The organism is Alkaliphilus transvaalensis ATCC 700919 (genome assembly GCF_000621485.1).
Lineage (GTDB): Bacteria > Bacillota > Clostridia > Peptostreptococcales > Natronincolaceae > Alkaliphilus > Alkaliphilus transvaalensis.
Genome location: NZ_JHYF01000009.1, coordinates 45261 through 64205 on the forward strand (window position 1 = coordinate 45261; position 18945 = coordinate 64205).

At 35.0% G+C, this 18945-nt stretch carries 15 protein-coding genes and 1 other annotated feature; all 15 genes read right to left on the minus strand.

Annotated features, from left to right (window positions below):
• Positions 1–71 precede the first annotated feature (71 nt).
• The 15 genes from T335_RS0107775 to infC all read right to left on the minus strand — a co-directional run bounded on the left by T335_RS0107775 (position 72) and on the right by infC (position 18863).
• The gene (locus T335_RS0107775; protein ID WP_242837263.1) at positions 72–1319 is read right to left on the minus strand and encodes a chloride channel protein; all 1248 of its coding nucleotides are present in this window, start codon (positions 1317–1319) and stop codon (positions 72–74) included.
• A 144-nt stretch (positions 1320–1463) separates the two neighbouring features.
• Positions 1464–3413, minus strand: a complete 1950-nt coding sequence (locus T335_RS0107780) for a DNA topoisomerase (RefSeq protein ID WP_026477045.1) — start codon at positions 3411–3413, stop codon at positions 1464–1466.
• A gap of 48 nt (positions 3414–3461) precedes the next feature.
• Positions 3462–3878, minus strand: coding sequence for a C-GCAxxG-C-C family (seleno)protein (locus tag T335_RS0107785; RefSeq protein ID WP_026477046.1), 417 nt, complete (start codon positions 3876–3878; stop codon positions 3462–3464).
• Positions 3879–3913: 35 nt separating this feature from the next.
• Positions 3914–5017 (minus strand): alanine racemase, encoded by a 1104-nt coding sequence (locus T335_RS0107790; RefSeq protein ID WP_026477047.1) that lies wholly within the window; start codon positions 5015–5017, stop codon positions 3914–3916.
• Positions 5018–5587: 570 nt separating this feature from the next.
• Positions 5588–8059 (minus strand): DUF3656 domain-containing U32 family peptidase, encoded by a 2472-nt coding sequence (locus T335_RS0107800; protein WP_026477048.1) that lies wholly within the window; start codon positions 8057–8059, stop codon positions 5588–5590.
• 281 nt (positions 8060–8340) lie between these two features.
• A complete protein-coding gene (locus tag T335_RS0107805; RefSeq protein WP_026477049.1) occupies positions 8341–9237 on the minus strand; it encodes an alkaline phosphatase family protein in 897 nt (298 codons plus the stop codon).
• Between the two features lie 392 nt (positions 9238–9629).
• Entirely contained in the window at positions 9630–10202 is a 573-nt protein-coding gene (gene zapA / locus T335_RS0107810) for a cell division protein ZapA (RefSeq protein WP_026477050.1), read from the minus strand.
• A 274-nt stretch (positions 10203–10476) separates the two neighbouring features.
• Positions 10477–12867, minus strand: coding sequence for a phenylalanine--tRNA ligase subunit beta (gene pheT, locus T335_RS0107815; protein ID WP_026477051.1), 2391 nt, complete (start codon positions 12865–12867; stop codon positions 10477–10479).
• A 47-nt stretch (positions 12868–12914) separates the two neighbouring features.
• Positions 12915–13934 (minus strand): phenylalanine--tRNA ligase subunit alpha, encoded by a 1020-nt coding sequence (gene pheS, locus T335_RS0107820; protein WP_026477052.1) that lies wholly within the window; start codon positions 13932–13934, stop codon positions 12915–12917.
• A gap of 232 nt (positions 13935–14166) precedes the next feature.
• Positions 14167–14386 (minus strand) — a binding site (T-box leader).
• Positions 14387–14596: 210 nt separating this feature from the next.
• Positions 14597–15385, minus strand: a complete 789-nt coding sequence (rlmB, locus tag T335_RS0107830) for a 23S rRNA (guanosine(2251)-2'-O)-methyltransferase RlmB (RefSeq protein WP_026477053.1) — start codon at positions 15383–15385, stop codon at positions 14597–14599.
• Positions 15386–15406: 21 nt separating this feature from the next.
• The gene (locus T335_RS0107835) at positions 15407–16051 is read right to left on the minus strand and encodes a potassium channel family protein (protein WP_026477054.1); all 645 of its coding nucleotides are present in this window, start codon (positions 16049–16051) and stop codon (positions 15407–15409) included.
• 13 nt (positions 16052–16064) lie between these two features.
• Positions 16065–17414, minus strand: a complete 1350-nt coding sequence (locus T335_RS0107840; RefSeq protein WP_026477055.1) for a TrkH family potassium uptake protein — start codon at positions 17412–17414, stop codon at positions 16065–16067.
• Between the two features lie 337 nt (positions 17415–17751).
• Entirely contained in the window at positions 17752–18111 is a 360-nt protein-coding gene (gene rplT, locus T335_RS0107845; protein WP_026477056.1) for a 50S ribosomal protein L20, read from the minus strand.
• Positions 18112–18138: 27 nt separating this feature from the next.
• Complete coding sequence (gene rpmI, locus T335_RS0107850; protein ID WP_026477057.1) at positions 18139–18330, minus strand: 50S ribosomal protein L35; 192 nt, start codon at positions 18328–18330, stop codon at positions 18139–18141.
• A 32-nt stretch (positions 18331–18362) separates the two neighbouring features.
• A complete protein-coding gene (infC, locus tag T335_RS0107855; protein WP_242837264.1) occupies positions 18363–18863 on the minus strand; it encodes a translation initiation factor IF-3 in 501 nt (166 codons plus the stop codon).
• Positions 18864–18945 lie beyond the last annotated feature (82 nt).

The following is an 18945-nucleotide window of genomic DNA, read 5'->3' on the forward strand; positions in this document are numbered from 1 at the left end:
TGATTCCCCAGACATTTAAAAATTCGTCAACCTCCATTGTTTTTTAGACTTTTTGGAGATCGACGAATTTTTTAATGACTATCTAATTTTTTATCTGACGCTTTAATTTCAACATTTTGTTCAAACTGCCAATGGTCTGGGCAAGTAACACCATAGATTACTCGACTATGGCCAATGGCGTAACCAATAATACTTCCTAAGGCGGCCGGCACCCCAAGTCGAAGGCCCACCATTTCCACTAGCATAATAGCTGCTGCTATCGGTACATTGGCGATACTGGCTAAACTGGCTGCCATACCAGCAATTACTAAAGATGCAGACAAACCAACATCTGTTGCACCTATTAAAGTAGATACACTGTTTCCTGCAATGGCACCAATAAAAAGGGCCGGAATTACTAAACCAGCGCTTCCACCAGAACCTACGGTAAAGGAAGTAGCAAAGATCTTCCCGATAAATAATAGCATTAATAAAGTAATCGGAAAGTTTTCGTTAATCATATTTTGAATAATATTTGTTCCTGTTCCAGCAGTTTCTGGTAGAAATAATATAATTAATCCTGTAAGTAATCCACCTATGATTGGATGGATTTTTTTATAAGGAGATTTATCGAAGTAAGCTTTAATATACCCAAAGATAGCCATAAATAATAATGAAGCTACCCCTGCCACAATGGCGGCTAACACAAATAAAGGTACATTAAACACATTAGGTAAATAATCTGGTATTTTAAACAAAGGTGTTGGGTCTTTAAGCATACCATAAATTACAAATCCCATGATAGATGATAAAATTGCCGGAAACAAGTCTGAATAATGTAAAGATGAGTGATATAATACCTCTACAACAAAAATTCCCCCACCTAAAGGAGAACGGAAAATGGCTCCAATTGCCCCCGCTGCTCCACAAATAGTTAATACATGATGTTCATGCTCTGATATATATTTTCTTAAAATTGGTAACCTTGAAATCCCATCGGCTAAACTCCCACCAATCACCAACATTGGTCCCTCAACTCCACCACTTCCTTTAAAACCAAGGGTAACAGCTGTTGCCGCCAATTTACTATATAGGGTTTTAAAAGACAGGTGTCCATGCTTTGTATTAACAGCACATATATAATGGTCAGTACCAAAACCTGAAGCGTCACGATCATATAAATAGATTATAGATACAATTACCCCACCTATTGCCGGGGCAATCCATAGGGGAAACCTTCCTCCATAAATACCTACCCAATTAATAAATCTTGAAAGGACAACTGCTGATAGTCCACCACCTATACCTGCAAAGGTTGCAATAGTCAACCATTTTGTCATATATGCTCCAACATATTGATAAAACTTCCCGATAATAACCACCACTTTCTGTATATCTTATTCTATTTAAGCTTCGTATATTTTTACTAAAATAATTATTCTTAGCTTTTCCTTTTAATATCAATCTTAGCCTTTACCTTATTATCATTTACTTTTTTTTGGTATTTTCTGTTTGATTAATACTTTTTCTACTTTTCTTTCGATGAATCCTTCTAGCTTTTCCATATATTCATTACAACCTAATTCTCTTTTTGCTACCATTTCCAATCCCTTTTCCCAACTGGCAGTTAACTTAGGGTTTAGTAGGTCTGGAATAGATTTTTTGACGACAATATAGATTAACTCCCCCAAGGTTGTAGGTGTTAAGACCTGAGTTTTGTCGTTACTATCAATATATTCTATTCTTATTAACTTTTTTATAATTTCAGCCCTTGTGGCACTAGTACCTATACCAGAGCCCTTGATTTGCTCCCGTAGTTCTTCATCCTCTATTAGTTTTCCTGCATTCTCCATAGCCAAGATAATTGAACCTGAAGTGTACCTCTTTGGTGGAGTTGTTTCTCCCTCTTTAATTTCAAAGTTTTGAATATCTAGCTGCTGACCTTTTCTTAAACTATTTAAGAACTGATTTTCTTCATCATTGGAGCTTTTATCCTTATCCTCTTGGTCTGGTTTTAGAATTTCTAAATACCCCTGCTCTATACAGACTTTTTGGTTTGTTTGAAAAAATTCTTCTTTAACTTCTGTTATGATGGCAATTTTATTATAAACAGCAGGAGGGTAAAAAATTGCTAGAAATCTTAGTGAGATTAATCCGTATATTTTCTTTTCTATCTCCTTCAAACGATTATAATTTTCCAATCCTTTTCCTGTAGGTATAATGGCATAGTGATCAGTAATTTTGTCGTCATTTACATACTTAGATGACTTTAGGTTTTTAGCCCATTGATTTTTTAAAACCTTCATAGCTCCTTCACGTAGGGTTATACCCCCTTGAAAGGCTGCTAAACCCTTTAAATTAATATTAATTTCCTTTGCGACCGCAGTTGAAAGTACCCTTGCATCGGTTCTTGGATAGGTAACTAATTTCTTCTCGTATAAGGTCTGTACTGCTGTTAAGGTTTCATCGGGACTAATTTTAAATTTTTTACTACATTCATTTTGTAGCTCAGCTAAATTATATAATAAAGGTGCATACTTCTTTTCTTTACTCTTTTTTACACTGTCAATTTTAGCCTTTGTAGCAGCATCTTCTGTTAAATGTTGAACTAGTTCTTCTGCATGTTTTTTTTCCTTAAATCCATTGTCATTAAAGAGAAGGGGCGACATATGGTATTTTGAGCCTTCTACCGCCTTCCATTCACCTATGTATTGAGATTCTTGATTTTTACTAAAGGTACCATGGATCTTATAAAAAGGTGTTTTTACAAATTCTCTTACCTCTCGTTCTCGGTCTACCACCATTCCCAATACACATGTCATAACTCTGCCAACAGCTACAACAACATGATCTTTTTGTAATTTTTTTGCGATTACCTTCCCATAAATTAAAGTTAGTAGTCTAGAAAAATTAATTCCTGCTAAATAATCTTCCTTTGCCCGTAAAAAGGCAGAATCAGATAAGGGGTCGTAGTCGGACAAAGGTTTTGCCTCTTTAATTCCCCTTTGAATCTCCTCTTCGGTTTGGGAGTCTATCCACACTCTGCGTTTTTCTTTTCCTTCTACCCCCACCATCATATCCACTAAACGATAAATGTATTCTCCTTCTCGCCCAGAGTCGGTGCAAACATAAACCGATGTAATATCAGAACGCCTAAGAAGCTGCTGAATAACTTCAAACTGATTTTTAACAGCAGGTATTACTTCATATTTATACTGCTTTGGTAGAAAGGGAAGGGTAGTTAATGACCACTTTTTTAGACTTTCGTCATATGCGTCTGGATAGCTCATGGTTACCAAATGACCAACGCACCAAGTAACAACTGCATCTTCCGCTTCTAGATAACCATTTCTTCTTTGCCCTTTTATATTAAGGACTTTAGCAAATTCCATAGCTACACTAGGTTTTTCTGTTATATATAATATTTTACTCATTTAAATCCCCACAATCTAACAGCTAATTCCAGTTTATTTTTTAGGTGTTTATTCATTAGCACCCTTTGTCAATTCCCTATTAATTATGCTTTCTAATTTATCTGCAATAATTTCCACAATAAACTTGCATTTTGATTCTTCATTTCGATACTTTTCTTTAAGCACTTTACAATTACTACTGCCTAATTCTTCTTCTACTGCATTTATTAACTCTTTAGTTAACTCCTTAACAGCATCTCCTTCATGGGCATATTCCTTTGTAAAAAGAATCCCTATGACGGCTACTCCACCGCTGATGGCTCCACACACACCTTCAACTGCCATTCCACCACCAAAACCAGCCATTGCCTTTAAAGTATCTTTTGCTAGTTTTAAGTTATAAATGTCATTTGCAGCATAAATTATCGCTTCTGCACAATTATAATGATTATCTGGATAATACTTTATGACTTGTTCCTTCAACATTTTTACTCACCTCTATTTTAGTTGGACTTCCTTAACTAGTGGAACAATCCCCTTGCTGTTACTTCGATGATTTCCTCCACCTCATCATTTCTGATGCCATAAATATAATCTACCATATTTACTACTGTACAGGCATGGTTTGGTATAATCTCCACCTGCTGACCTACTTTAAGTTGTACTTTTTCAGGATCATAGACTAGTTTTCCTAATTCCTCTGATAATCCCTTTATTAAAACATCCTCCATTCCTAGAACAATGCCATATCCTTTTATATTGTTATTGCCGTGGGCTCCTGCATCTAAACAAAGGATTTTGCTGCCGGCATCCATAATGGCCCTTCCTGCCTCTGGTATACTCAGGATTGTTGCTAAAACCTTTAATGAACATCTTTCTAAAGGAACAACCCCTAAGGCCACTTGAACTGCATCATAAAAAACATAGTTACCTGGACGTATTTGTTTAATGTCTTTAAAATCTTGTATCTCTTTAACAGTTGGTGTAGACCCAATGGCTGCAATTCTGCAATCTACGCCAGCTTCCTTTAGTATTTTTGATGCTAGGATAATAGCTTCTAACTCTTCTTGGGCGGCTTTTTTTACCCCTTCAACATCTACTGCTCCATATACATGACCTCCGTGGGTGGCTACACCTACTACGTTAATCCCCTTAAGATGCTTGATGTTATTATAAAGATTTAGTACATTTTCTGGTCTAACTCCTAATCGCTGTAGTCCGCTATCTACAATAATGATGGTATTTAAGACAATACCTTCTTTTAATGCCCTGTCATTAATCATTTGGGCAGCTTCTAACGAGTCTACACTACAATAGACTTCTGCCTTTTTTGTTAGGTCTACTAAACGGTCTAGCTTTTTATCTCCCATGATGGGATAAGCCAGCATAACCCGCTCTGCCCCTGCTTCCACCATTTTTTCCGCTTCACCTAGTTTTGCTGTTAATACTCCCTTAGCCCCCATCTTCAGTTGTTGCTGAACTATATACTTACTTTTATGGGTTTTGATCATTGGCCATAGCTCTACCTCGTGTTCCTTTGCTAAATCTGACATTTCCTTTATGTTTTCTTCTAATTTGTCTAATTCCACTACTAAACAGGGGGTATCTAATTCGCCTCTTTTCATATCCCAACAGTCCTCCATTCTCAACTTTATTGACCCACAACATATATTACTTACTTTATCATCTAACGAAACAACCTAAAGGTTAACTAAAAGCCTTTACTTTGATCCTCTGGGCTAAAACAATTCTACACCATCTATTGTAATTTCTTTAAAAAACAAAAAAGAGTACAGGTCTAGCATTAATCTATTATCGGATAATTTAAGGTTATGTTTAACATAAACATTAATCCCCTTGATATTAATGTAATAATAGACTTTTGGATTTGATGGTTTTTCCTTCTTCACGGAAGGCAAATTAGGCTGCCCTCAGCAGGTTTTATTTTGAAGATAATCTATGGTTAAATCCTTTATAGCCTTAGCTTCTAGATAATTCATTAATTTTTCAGTAATGATTACTTCCATTTTTTTGCCTCCTATCAGCTACTATATCAATTTTACCATTTTAAGAAGAAAATTTACACTAAAAATAAAAAATCAGCCTTTCCAAAACAGAAGGTGAAAAGAAAAATTTTTAAGTAAAATCCCCTAGTTGTAGTTTGTACATAGACTACAATTAGGGGATTTTTTTGCTTATTCCACACCTCGATAATAATGACCTCTGGTAAAGCCATCCCTAACCAAGTGCTTTAGTTCTTCTACACCCTTAGGTGATTTATTAGCGTTTAGAGCCTTAATTTGCTCTTGACAATGCTTTAAAGTAGCCCTTATTTCTTCGGCTTCTTCATCTGTAAACTCTAAACGATAGATTGATAGACTATGCTTCTTAAAATCATGCAATTTATCCATCATGTATAGGGTTTGGGAATTTAAGATGATGGTTCTCCCCCAACAATCCTTTCCTAAAGGAAAAGTCATTTGTTTTTGATCCTTTAGTCCCCAACGATATTGGTAGGGGATTGTAGCACAAGAATCGCATTGATGATTACATTCATTAATTTGTTTCAAAGGGCAATATTCTAAAGTCATGACAGGCATTTTACCATATATGATGGCTTCTAATTTCATAAAAGGATTGGCCTTTATTCCTTTAATATTCTTAAAATCTAATTCTGGTGAAAGAATGGCTCCTTCTAGCCCTAAAGTCTCAAGCCTATTTAACGTATAGCTATTCATTACATTGAGGGAATAGTCTCCCATGATGGATGTTTTTAACATTCTATTGCCATATGCAACCATACCTAAATCCCCCGCTAAAATTCCATCTGGTTTTAGACCTGAAGCATCCTTATCAAACCTTTTATAATCATCGTTAGTCATAATGGCAGGAGTTCTAAAATAGATCTTAACTCCCTTTCCATGACATAGGGTTGTTGCTTCAGCAAAAGTTCTGATATCTCCATAATAAATAATATTTACCTCTGCTTCTAACACGACCTTTAATTGATGAAGGGTATCTACCTTTACAGATATTTTAGGAATTAGACTTCTATTTTCACCTTCTTCTAATGGTCTATTAGATAGAACTGGTAATTGAGGTTGGCTTTCTTTTTCTATCCTGTGGTGTCTATTTTCCCTTAATTGATCTAATTTTTCTATGGCATCTCTCCGTAGTCCATTAATAACTGAAATAGGAACAGCTACCCCTTCTTCCAATTTAATTTCTATGTTTTCAAAGCTATAGGGGGTATTACCGAGTTTTCTTAAATTTTCTAGGAGCCTTTCTTTTGTAAGGGCAACCTTCTGGGCCTTCTCTACAATATAGTCTGTTTTATGATAAACATAGTTTTCATCTTGATCCCATAACATCAAACTAATTTCTTCCCCTAGAGCTACTTTTATTTCTCCAAAGATTTTTATTTTCTTATTTTCCACTTGATGGGCATAGGTTTTCTCTAGTTCCTCCATCATTTCTGTATCTAGCGTTTTGTATACACCATCTCCAGGATATATTTTTCCTTTTAGGTCTATTTCAACCACTTGTCCTGCAATTGCCCTAGTGACAGGTTTATTATTTAGATAGATGGCTGTAACCGCCCCACCCTCATTAGAGCCTTGTCCCTGCCATACTTCAATACCATCTCCTACTGCTAGATCTGCCTTTAGCTTCATCTGTAGCCTTTTGTTCTTTGAATTATATTGTTTAACTTCCCCTAAATAGATTCCTCTATTATTGGGTTTTTCAATATTAACAACCTCTTCTTTAGGACTATTAAAAATATATCCCTTCGTGAATTTACGATTAAACATTTTTTCCATTTCTAACTGTATTTTTTCATCCCTTAGGGATTTATTTTTACTTAAATAATGATCTATTCCTTGACGATAGGACCTAACAACAGAAGCTACATATTGGGGTTTCTTCATTCTACCTTCAATTTTAAAGGAGGTAACTCCCCCTTCAATTAGTTTTCCTATTTCATCAAAGGTATTTAGATCCCTCATACTTAAATGGTAATAACTGTTTTTGGGATCTTTCAGCTTGCCATTAGCCGAAATGATTTGATAGGGCTTTCTACAGGGTTGAGCACATCTACCTCGGTTACCACTTCTGCCTCCAATAAAACTACTCATTAAGCATTGACCCGAATAAGAAACACAGAGGGCTCCATGAACAAAAACTTCCAACTCCATTCCTGTTTTTTCATGAATCTCCTCGATGGCTTCAATTGATAGTTCCCTTGCTAAGACAACACGATGTACCCCCATTGCTTTCAAGATCTCCACTCCTTCAATATTATGGAGGGTCATTTGAGTACTACAATGAATCTCAAAATCGGGATAAGCCTGTCTAATAAGGGATAAAACCCCTAGGTCTTGAACTATTACTGCATCTACGTCAATGTTATACAAGAAGTCTACATATTCTAGGAGCCCTTGAATTTCATGATCCTTCATTAATGTATTAATGGTTACGTAAACCTTCATCCCTCTAATATGACTATAGGCTACAGCCTCTTGTAGGGTTTTTCTATCAAAATTGGAGGCATAGGCCCTAGCACTAAATTCAGTTCCCCCTAAATATACGGCATCTGCACCATTTTGTAGGGCAGCTTTAAGGGCTTCAAAACTGCCTGCTGGAGCCAGTAATTCTATCTTTTTCATCTTAAAAAACACCTTTCTTATATCTAAATTAACCTTAATTTAACTGTAATTAATTACTTTACCCTATAACTTTACTTTCCTTTAAAAACTTGAGGAAATTGTATCATTAATTTAATTTTATATTAATGGAAAATGAAAACTTCACTCCTTAGTGTTTAATGAGAATAGATTGTAATATTAAAAAATACTCAGTTTTCATATATCCATCAGTACATCAATCCATCAAACCTATAAAATCGTAGTTATGGTATGATTCAATTTTAGGAAATTTTGATTCATTTTTAATTCAATTTTGATTTAAATTTCTGGGTTAAGACTTTAATAATAGCAGGAACGATATCCATTAGATCCTTAATATCATCCTTTATTACTTCTACTGATTTACCAATTAGCATGGTTGGTACGGGGTTCATTGTGTGGGTTTTAATAGATAAATCCTCTATATTACCATGATCACTGGTAATGATGATTAGAGTCTCTTCTAAATTAATTTCATCTAGTATTCCCCCAATAAATTGATCAATTCTTTCTATTATTTCAATTGCCTTCTCTTTGTTTTGCTTATGACCAGCAATATCCGTCTGAAAATATTCAAATAGGGTAAAATCATGTTGTGAAACAATTTTAGCTAGGATCTGACCTGCTTCATGGGGATGTAACTTTTTTACTGGCTGCTGCCATTCATGAATCATAATTTCATTTGTGATATCCTGATAAACGGCATTTCTATTAGCTAAGTCTTCTTCGGTTCTAAAGGGAATGTCAGCTGCCATTGTAGCAATAGTTGTGGCAGAAACACCCCATTTTACCCCCTTTATTTTCCCCATATTTTCTAGGTATTCTTTTGTATAGGCGTTGGCATTAGTTACTTTATAACCGTTTTCCTTAAGTTGCTTGAAAATACTTTTTTCATATAATATCTTTTTTAACGTCGGCGTTGGAAACCCATTTAAGTGATGCCCTAAAGCCTTTGGTCCATTAACTCCTGTTAAAAGGGTAGTTTGCCCCGAGGCACTTTGAGGGATTCCTTCTACCCCAAGGGTGGTATCGGTGGGAATCATTACATAGGCTTCTTTGATTTTATCTAAATTTGGAGTGGTGGCATCGATAAATGGGTTTTTATCTCTATCTTCTTCGCCTATTCCAAAACCATCTATAAATAATAATAGTACCTTCATAGAACCTCCAATCTTTCCACAACTACTAAAATTATTACTTGGAAATACACTATTTTTTTTATTTATACCATTAATAAAATATTAATAAATACACCAATATTATATAGATACCTCTATAGGCCTATTTTAATTAGAACAAAGTCTTCCTTCGGAAGATTTATAGGATGACTTTAGGTGAAAAAACTAAGCGCCTTACACAATTTAATCCATTAAATTGGTTATCTGCTTATCTTGAAACTCATTACGTAAAGTTCTCTTTTTTAATAATAATTAAAGTCGAACTTTCCTATTTGTTATCAAAATGAAAGCTAGCATCAAAAACTTATAAAAGTAGTAATATCCTGATATCACTACTTTTTATACATAGTTATGATACATAATTTATTCTTCTATTAGCTGTTTGTTTCCGAAGCAACTTCTCCGTGGGAATGCTTTAAAATTTCCTCCATCTGCCTTCTTGTTTCTACTAGCTTGATTTGACTTTCAAATAACTTGTTTTGTAGGTCATTAATTATTTCTTCTGCTTTTTTAAGATCAGCTTCCTTATCTGCTAGTTTTTTAGCCTTTTCATCTAAGTCTTCCTGTTGTCCCTGCTGTTGACTTTGGGCAAGGGTATATTCACTTAACTTCTCCATTAACAACTGATTATTCTCTTCTTTTTCTGCCAACTTCTCTGATGCCTTTTGTAATTCTTCCTTGACCTTTTCTAGTTCTTGTAAGGGGGCTGTCTGCTGACTCTCCAGTTGTCTATAGGCTTCCTGCAGTTTTAGGAGTTGATCGGTAATATTAATAGAGGTTAATACAGCAATCATAGATGTACTTAACCGCTTATTACCCTGTGCAACTTCTTCCATTCTTTCATCAACATAATTTCCAACTTTTAATAAATATTCTTTTGGTTCTGCTCCTACAATAGGATATTCCTGTCCGTTTATCTTAATCAATACTTTGTTCTTCCGTTGCATAGCTCTCTCACCCCTTAATTCTAAATTGTTTATTTTACTAATTTCTTGATAAATGCTGAAACTCCTGCTTTAGATGGAAGATTACATGAAAATTTTTTCATCAAGTTAAATCATCATTAAAAAGGCTGATTTACTAAACATCAAGATCAAAGTCTTTCTTCGGAATTTAAAGGATGACTTCGTTATAACTCATTACATAAAGTTCTTTTATATTAAAATAATTAAAGTAGAACTTTTCTGTTCGTTATAAAAAAGAGAAGGAAGGAAATCCCCCCTACTCTCTTAATGTTCCACCAATTTCTTCTTTGATACTTGTCATAATGGCTTCTTGAACTTTGTTTACCTCTTCATCTGTAAGGGTTCGCTCCATATGACGGTAAGTAATGGTATAGGCTACACTCTTAGATCCTTCTGCTACTTGATTCCCTCTATATACATCAAATAACTGGAAGCTCTCTAAAAGGTCTCCCCCTTGTTGTTGAATAATCTTTTCTATTTCCTTCACCATTACTGATTCATTGACAACAATCGCTAAGTCTCTAGTCATGGCTGGATATTTCGGTAATGGCTTATACATTGTATCTACTCTTGTAAATTGAATCATTAAATTGAAGTCTAACTCTGCCAAATAGCATCGCTTAGAAAGATCGTAGTTTTCCATAACTTGTGGATGAAGTTCCCCCATAATCCCTACAATATGGTTCCCCACCAATATATTAGCCGTTCTACCGGGATGATAGGTTGGGTGATTCTTCTCTACTTCGAAGTCTAAACCAGAGATCCCTAAACGATTAAATAACCCTTCAATTACTCCTTTTAGGCTATAGAAGTCTTCTTGCCCATACATCCCTATTACTAGGTTTGACACTTCGTAAGGTAGTTGGTCCTTTCCTTCTCTTTGAGGAATAAAGATACTTCCAATTTCAAAAGCTCTAGCTTCTTCAACTTTACGATTAATATTTCTTGATAAAACTTCCAACATATTTGGTAATAGACTTGTTCTCATCACACTAGTCTCGTCTCCTAATGGATTAAGCAGTCTTACAAAGTTTCTCTTAATACTATCTTCGCTAACATTGATCTTTTCAACACTCTTTGGACTAATGAATGAATAGGTTAATATTTCATTGAAACCTAAAGAAAGTAGCCCTTCTTTGGTAATGTCTTCAATCATTTGTCCATTGGTTTTTCCGCCAACTACAATGTTTCCCTTTGCCATTGTAGAGGGTATTTTATCAAAACCGTATATCCTTCCAATTTCTTCAACAAAATCTGCTTCTATTTGAAGGTCATCACGGAATGTGGGTACTGTAACAATTAAATGCTCTCCTTCAAGAACAGCAGTAATCTCTAAGGATTTTAATATTTCTATCATTTCATCAATTGAAATATTGGTTCCTAACAGTCCATTCATTCGTTGATGTCTAATCTTAAGGGTTCTTTTTTCCTTCTTTTCTGGATAAACATCTACCTTTTCTTTTAAGACTTTTCCTGCCCCTAGAGCTTCTATCAACTGACAAGCACGATCAGCAGCTATAGCAGCTAGATTAGCGTCTACACCCTTTTCATAGCGGGAAGATGCCTCTGTTCTTAAGCCTAATTTTTTTGATGTTGCTCTTATTTTATCCTTATTAAAATGGGCAGACTCTAATAATATGGTAGTGGTGGCATCGGTAATCTCTGACTCTTCTCCCCCCATTACACCTGCAATAGCTAAACCTTTTGCTTCGTCTGCAATAACAGTCATGGTTTCATCCAATTGACGTTCTACTCCATCTAGGGTTTTAAAGGCCTCGCCATTTTTTGCTTTTCTAACAAGAATAGAATTTCCTTCAACATAGTTGATATCAAAGGCATGTAGAGGCTGACCGTACTCTAGCATAACATAGTTGGTAATGTCTACAATATTACTAATGGGTCTTACGCCTGCCTTCATTAATCTTTGTTGCATCCATAAAGGAGATGGTTCTATTTTCACGTCTTTAATGACTCTGGCAATGTATCGAGTACAACCTTCTAGATCTTCAATTTTTACCTTTACTCCTAAAGTTGTATCCTCTTCTTCCTTTATATATACCTCTGGATATTTTAATGAACTCCCTATGGTGGCTGCTGTTTCTCTTGCAATTCCCATCATACTTAAGCAATCGGGACGGTTTGATGTAATTTCAAATTCGATGATATCATCTTGTAGCTCCACTACATCAAATATGTTTACACCTAATGGATAGGGTTGATCTAAAATCCAAATACCATCCTTTAATTCTTCAGGAATTAGGTTATTAGGAATTCCTAATTCTTCTTGAGAGCATAACATTCCTTCTGAAACTTCTCCCCTTAACTTACCCTTTTTAATTTTAAGACCTTCAGCAAGATTAGCCCCATGGGTAGCAACTGGTACATAGTCACCAACATTAATGTTCTTTGCTCCCGTAACAATTTGTAGGGTTTCTTCTCCTATATTAATTTTTGTGATCACTAGTTTATCTGCATTAGGATGTTGTTCGATTGATTCAATTTTACCAACAACGACTCCTGTAATATCTTTCCCTAATCTTTCAACCCCTTCTACCTTTGAACCTGACATCGTCATATCATCGGCAAGTTGAGTTACATCTAAATCTATCTCTACATATTCCTTTAACCATTTTAAAGGTACTAACATCTAAAGCCCTCCTCTACTTTTCTTGTCCAAACACATTCTGTATTTATTTAAAATTGATTTAAAAATCTCATATCATTTTCGAAGAACAAACGGATATCGTCTACACCATACTTTAGCATCACTAGACGGTCGATTCCCATACCGAAGGCAAAACCACTATAAACTTCAGGGTCGATTCCACAATTTCTTAGTACGTTTGGATGAACCATACCTGCTCCTAAAAGTTCAATCCAACCACTACCTTTACACATGCTACAACCTGCTCCTTCACACTTAAAGCAAGAGGCATCTATTTCAGCACTTGGCTCTGTAAAGGGGAAATTATGGGGTCTAAACTTAATTTTTGTTTGATCTCCAAAGAAATGCTTTGCAAAAACCTCTAGAGTCCCCTTTAAGTCTGCTAAAGTAATTCCTTTATCTACTACTAACCCTTCTAATTGATGAAACATTGGAGAATGGGTAGCATCGGGGGTGTCATTTCTAAAGCATCTACCTGGAGAAATGATTCTAATTGGTGGTTTTTTATTTTCCATTACCCTAACCTGTACAGGGGATGTTTGGGTTCTTAAGATGGTATCTTCATTAATATAGAAGGTATCGCTCATATCCCTAGAGGGATGATTTTGAGGTGCATTTAGGGCATCAAAATTATAGTATACTGTCTCTACTTCTGGCCCTTGGGCAACCTGGAATCCCATACTGATGAAAATATCCTTTAATTCATCCATTCCTTTAATTAAAGGATGCTTCTTCCCTAACCTTACCTTCTTTCCAGGCATTGTTACGTCAATAGACTCTTTCTGAAGTTGGGCTTGTAGTTCTTTATTTTTAATTTCTCCCTTTGCTTCTTGTAGGGCATTTTCAATATTTTCTCTAACGATATTGGCTACTTTACCTACAAGGGGTCTTTCCTCTGCTGATAAACTTCCCATCCCCCTTAAAACTTCTGTTAATTCACCCTTTTTTCCTAAGTACTTTACCCTTACCTTTTCTAATTCATCTGAGGTATTGGCTTGGTAGATTTCATCTTTTGCCTGTTGTTCTAGTTCTTTTAATCTAGCTTCCATAATCTAACTCCTTCCTTATCATTGTAGAATTTAATTCCACATAATATCATAATCTGTATTTAAAATCAGTAAATTGCATAAATAAATTTTAGATTTTTATCTTAATGTAGCGATAAAACTTCACTACTCTATATTGTTTTACATAGGACACATAAAAACAATGTGTGGTATTATGCAATTTACATAAAATATTTAACCTATATTTTTGAACAAATAAAAAACCCTCATCCCAAAAAGGGACGAAGGTTATCTCCGCGGTACCACCCTAATAGTGTTAATCCAACACCACTCTTATGACATTAACGACGTCCACCGATAAGGCCTACTTGTCTTTCAACCCTATAGCTCCGGAGGGAAATTCTACTGTACTTATTTTACAGGTGCTTTCAGCCTTAGACACCTACTCTCTTAAAAACAGTCTACAATATACTATGCTCCTTCATAGCTATTACTTATTATTCAATTTATAATCATTTTTTTGTACATGATATAGGCTTTAACGGAACCAGTTAGTTCAAAAATTCTCCAGAAAACATCTGCATTCTTCACGGAACTTCACTCCTTCACCTATCCTTTTTATAGTTATTATTATAGCATAGGTTTTTTGGGCAAACAAGGTACTTCTACCCGTCGGAAGGAATTTTTTTGAAATTTCTAAACAATTAACTGCGATCTTCTAAAGCCTTATAAATTAATATACCAGCAGCCACCGATGCGTTTAAAGATTCTATCTTACCAACAATTGGTATTTTTATCACCTCATCAGCATGGGATAAAAATTCATCTTTAATTCCGTTAGCTTCATTCCCAATTAACAGAGCTATATTTCCCTTATAACTGATATCATTATATGTATTTTTTGTCTCTAGATGGGTTGCAATCAACCTAATTTGTTGTTTTTTAAGGTAGTCGATTAATTCTTCATTGTTTTCAACTGAAATCACAGGAAAATGAAAAATTGCACCCATTGTAGCCCTTAAAGTCTTACTGTTAAAGGGATCTACACTTCCTTTTGTTAATAAAACTGCATCGGCACCTGCACCTTCAGCTGTTCTGATAATTGTTCCCATATTACCTGGGTCTTGAATTCCATCTAGTATCACTAAGAATTGATTTTTATTGGAGGATAGCTGATCAATAGAAACTTCTGGCATATTGATGACTGCCATAATTCCTTGGGGATTCTCTGTATCAGAGAGTTTAACCATCAGCTTATCTGAGAGGGTATACATTTTATATTGTCCCTCTATTTCCTCAAATAATTCTTCTCCACCTTTTATCTTTCTTAATCCATCGCTATAAAGTATATACTCAATAGAAACAGCATGATGCAGGGCTTCTTGAATAAACCGAAGACCTTCTACTACAAATTGCTTATGCTTTATTCTATTCTTTTTGATTTTTAATCCTGCTACATGTTTTACAACAGGATTACTATCACTGGTTATCATTTCTGACACGTCTTCACCAACTTATCTTTCTAACTTCTTTAGATCATTATTATGCCCAATTACAACTAATACATCCCCTCTATGGATTACATCTAGAGCGGTTGGAGAAACATTAATTTCATTACCATGTTTAATAGCCATAATATTAACACCATATTTTGATCTAATATCTGCTTCTATCAATGATTTATCTAACCAATCATCTAAAGCAGTAATCTCCATAATACTGTAATCTGGTGCAAGTTCTATATAATCTAATATATTACTAGAAACTAGATTATGGGCAACTCTAATACCCATGTCTCTTTCAGGAAAAACAACTCGATCTGCACCAATTTTATATAATACCTTTGCGTGTAGTTCGTTTTGAGCTTTAGCTACTACAAATTTAACACCTAATTCTTTCACTATTAGTGTCGCCATAATAGAAGCCTGAATATCTGAACCAATTGTAATGACAGCTACATCAAAATTTCTAATACCTAAAGACCTTAGGGCATGTTCATCTGTGGCATCTGCTTGTACTGCGTGGGTAACCTCATCGGAGATACTTTGAACTGTCTCTTCATGACCATCAATCGCCAAAACGTCGTTTCCCATTTTATATAGGGTTTTTGCCACACTACTTCCAAAACGCCCACAACCAATAACAATAAACTGTTTCATTTTTTCACCCTTCCTATCCAACAATTACTTTATCTTCAGGATATCTGATTACCCCTTTATTTTTTCGATTCTGTCTTGCTAAAGCAAAGGCTATTGTTAATGGCCCTACCCTTCCAGCAAACATAGCGAATATAATTACAATTCTACCAATTACACTTAATTGTGATGTAACGCCTAATGACAGTCCTACTGTTCCTAGGGCAGAAACAGCTTCAAAAAGGACTTCCATAAAATCTAATCCTGTTTCTGTAATGGTAAGAATCATTGTTACACTTGTTACAAGAGTAATTCCTACTACCCCTATTGTTAGTGCTCTGTTAACAATATTTCTTGAAATTCTTCTACCGAAAAGCTCTGTATCTTCACGACCTCTTATCATAGAAATTACTGTAAAGATAATAACCCCAAAGGTAACCGTCTTAATTCCCCCTGCTGTGGACGCAGGAGAACCTCCAATAAACATGAGCATAATCGTTAATAGCTTTGATGCATTGGTTAATGAGGCAGTATCAATTGTATTAAACCCTGCTGTTCTCGGTGTAATAGCTTGAAAAAGTGCCCCCCAAAGTTTTCCTGTAAAACTGAGTTCTCCTAAAGTAGCTGGATTTCGCCACTCTAGTATTAAATAAAGAATAAAGGGAACACCAATTAAAAGAGCAGTTAAAAATAGTACCATTTTAGTATGGAGACTAAACCTTCTAAACTTACTTCTTTTATTAAAGATATCCACCCAAACTGAAAAGCCCAAACCACCAATAATGATCAACATATACATGGCAATATTAACGATTGGACTTGTTACATAAGGGGTTAATCCCTTTCCATCTCCAATAATATCAAACCCTGCATTGGCGAAGGCTGATATAGAGTGAAATATTGAATAGGCTATTCCCTTAGCAGGGCCAAACTCTGGTACAAATCTAAAGGCAAGAAGTAATGCCCCTGTTCCTTCGATAATAAAGGTCCCTAATATAATATATCTTACAAATCTAACTAACCCCTCTAAACTATTTTGATTTAACGATTCTTGAATAATTAGTCTTTCCTTTAGGGAGATCTTTTTACCTAAGATCATAGCAAATAAAGTTGCCATTGTCATAAACCCTAATCCACCAATCTGAATGAGGGTTATAATTACGGTTTTTCCAAAGGTTGTCCAATAGGTTCCTGTATCTACCACCACGAGACCTGTTACACAGACTGCTGAGGTTGAAGTGAAAAGTGCATTTAAAAATCCTACACTTCTTCCGTCGACTGATGAAATTGGTAGATTTAGTAGCATTGTACCGATAAGAATAACCGAGGCAAATCCCATTACAAGGATTTGAGTAGGGTCTAGCTTCATTTGTTCAAATTTTTCCATAGTACCCCTCTTTCTTTGCGGCTAAAAAAGACCTAAAATATATTATCTATTATATAATAGAATTACATGTTTTACCAATATATTTGGCAATTTATCGTAAGTAATAGTAATATATTATTAATTATCTCCATTGGTGAGTCCTTCATACCTAGCCTGTATGTAAACCGTTTTTTATAAAAATCTGATTTAATGTGTTTATTCTATTAAAAAACCCCTATCTTCTTCGTCGCTACGAAAAAGCCAGCACCTTACGTATGATTAAATACTTAGGTTAACTGATTTTTCTTGCTCCTTGAATCTAGGGGCTTGAATAGTCCAATTATTTAATTAAGTAAAACTATGCGTTAAGCTTTTGCTTAGCTACTTCAACTAACTTTGCAAAACCTTCTTTATCATGAATAGCCATTTCAGCTAAAACTTTTCTATTCATTTGGATTCCACTTAATTTTAATCCATTCATAAATCTTGAGTAAGATAAACCATTTTGTCTTGTAGCAGCATTAATTCTGGCAATCCAAAGTTTTCTGTACTCTCTCTTCTTTAATTTTCTACCAACGTAAGCATGCTTTAACGCCTTCATTACGAATTGGTTTGCAGGTCTGAACAGCTTACTTCTAGCTCCTCTAAAACCTTTTGCAAGCTTTAATATTTTTTTATGTTTTTTACGTGCGTTTACAGCACCTTTAACTCTAGCCATTTTTTACAACCTCCTTTTCTACATTCCTTATGGTAATAATTGAGCGATTCTCTTTTGGTCTCCCTTGAATACAAGAGTACCTTTACGAAGATTTCTCTTTCTCTTCGCAGACTTTTTAGTTAAGATATGGCTTTTAAAGGCCTTAAAACGCTTGATTTTACCTGATTTAGTTTTCTTAAGTCTCTTTGCAGCACCTTTATGGGTTTTCATTTTTGGCATTGGAATAATCCTCCCTTCAAATTATGCTATCACTAAGCATTTTTAGGAGCTAAGATTAAGATCATTTGTTTACCTTCTAATTTAGCTTCCTTTTCAATAACACTTACTTCAGATAATACAGCAGCAAATTCCTTAATTACTTTTAAACCGATGCTTGTATTACTTAGTTCTCTACCCCTGAAACGTAAAGTTACCTTTACTTTATCGCCATTTTTTAAGAACTTAGAGGCTTGATTTGCCTTTACATTTAAATCATGGCTTTCAATGTTTGGACTCAGCCTTACTTCTTTAACTGTAATAACTTTTTGCTTCTTCTTTGCTTCCTTTTCCTTTTTGGCAAGCTCATATTTGTGCTTACCATAATCCATTATACGACAGACTGGTGGTTTCGCTTGTGGAGCAATTTTAACTAAGTCTAAGTTTTTGCCTGTAGCAAGGCTTAAAGCTTCTTTAACAGATACAATACCTAATTGTTCTCCATCTGCATCGATTAGTCTAACTTCCTTATCGCGAATCTCCTCATTAATCTGCAACTCATTTACATCTCTGATAACCCGACACCTCCTAAAAAGTTCAAGGACAACAAATAAAAAAAACGAATACTCAAAGTATCCG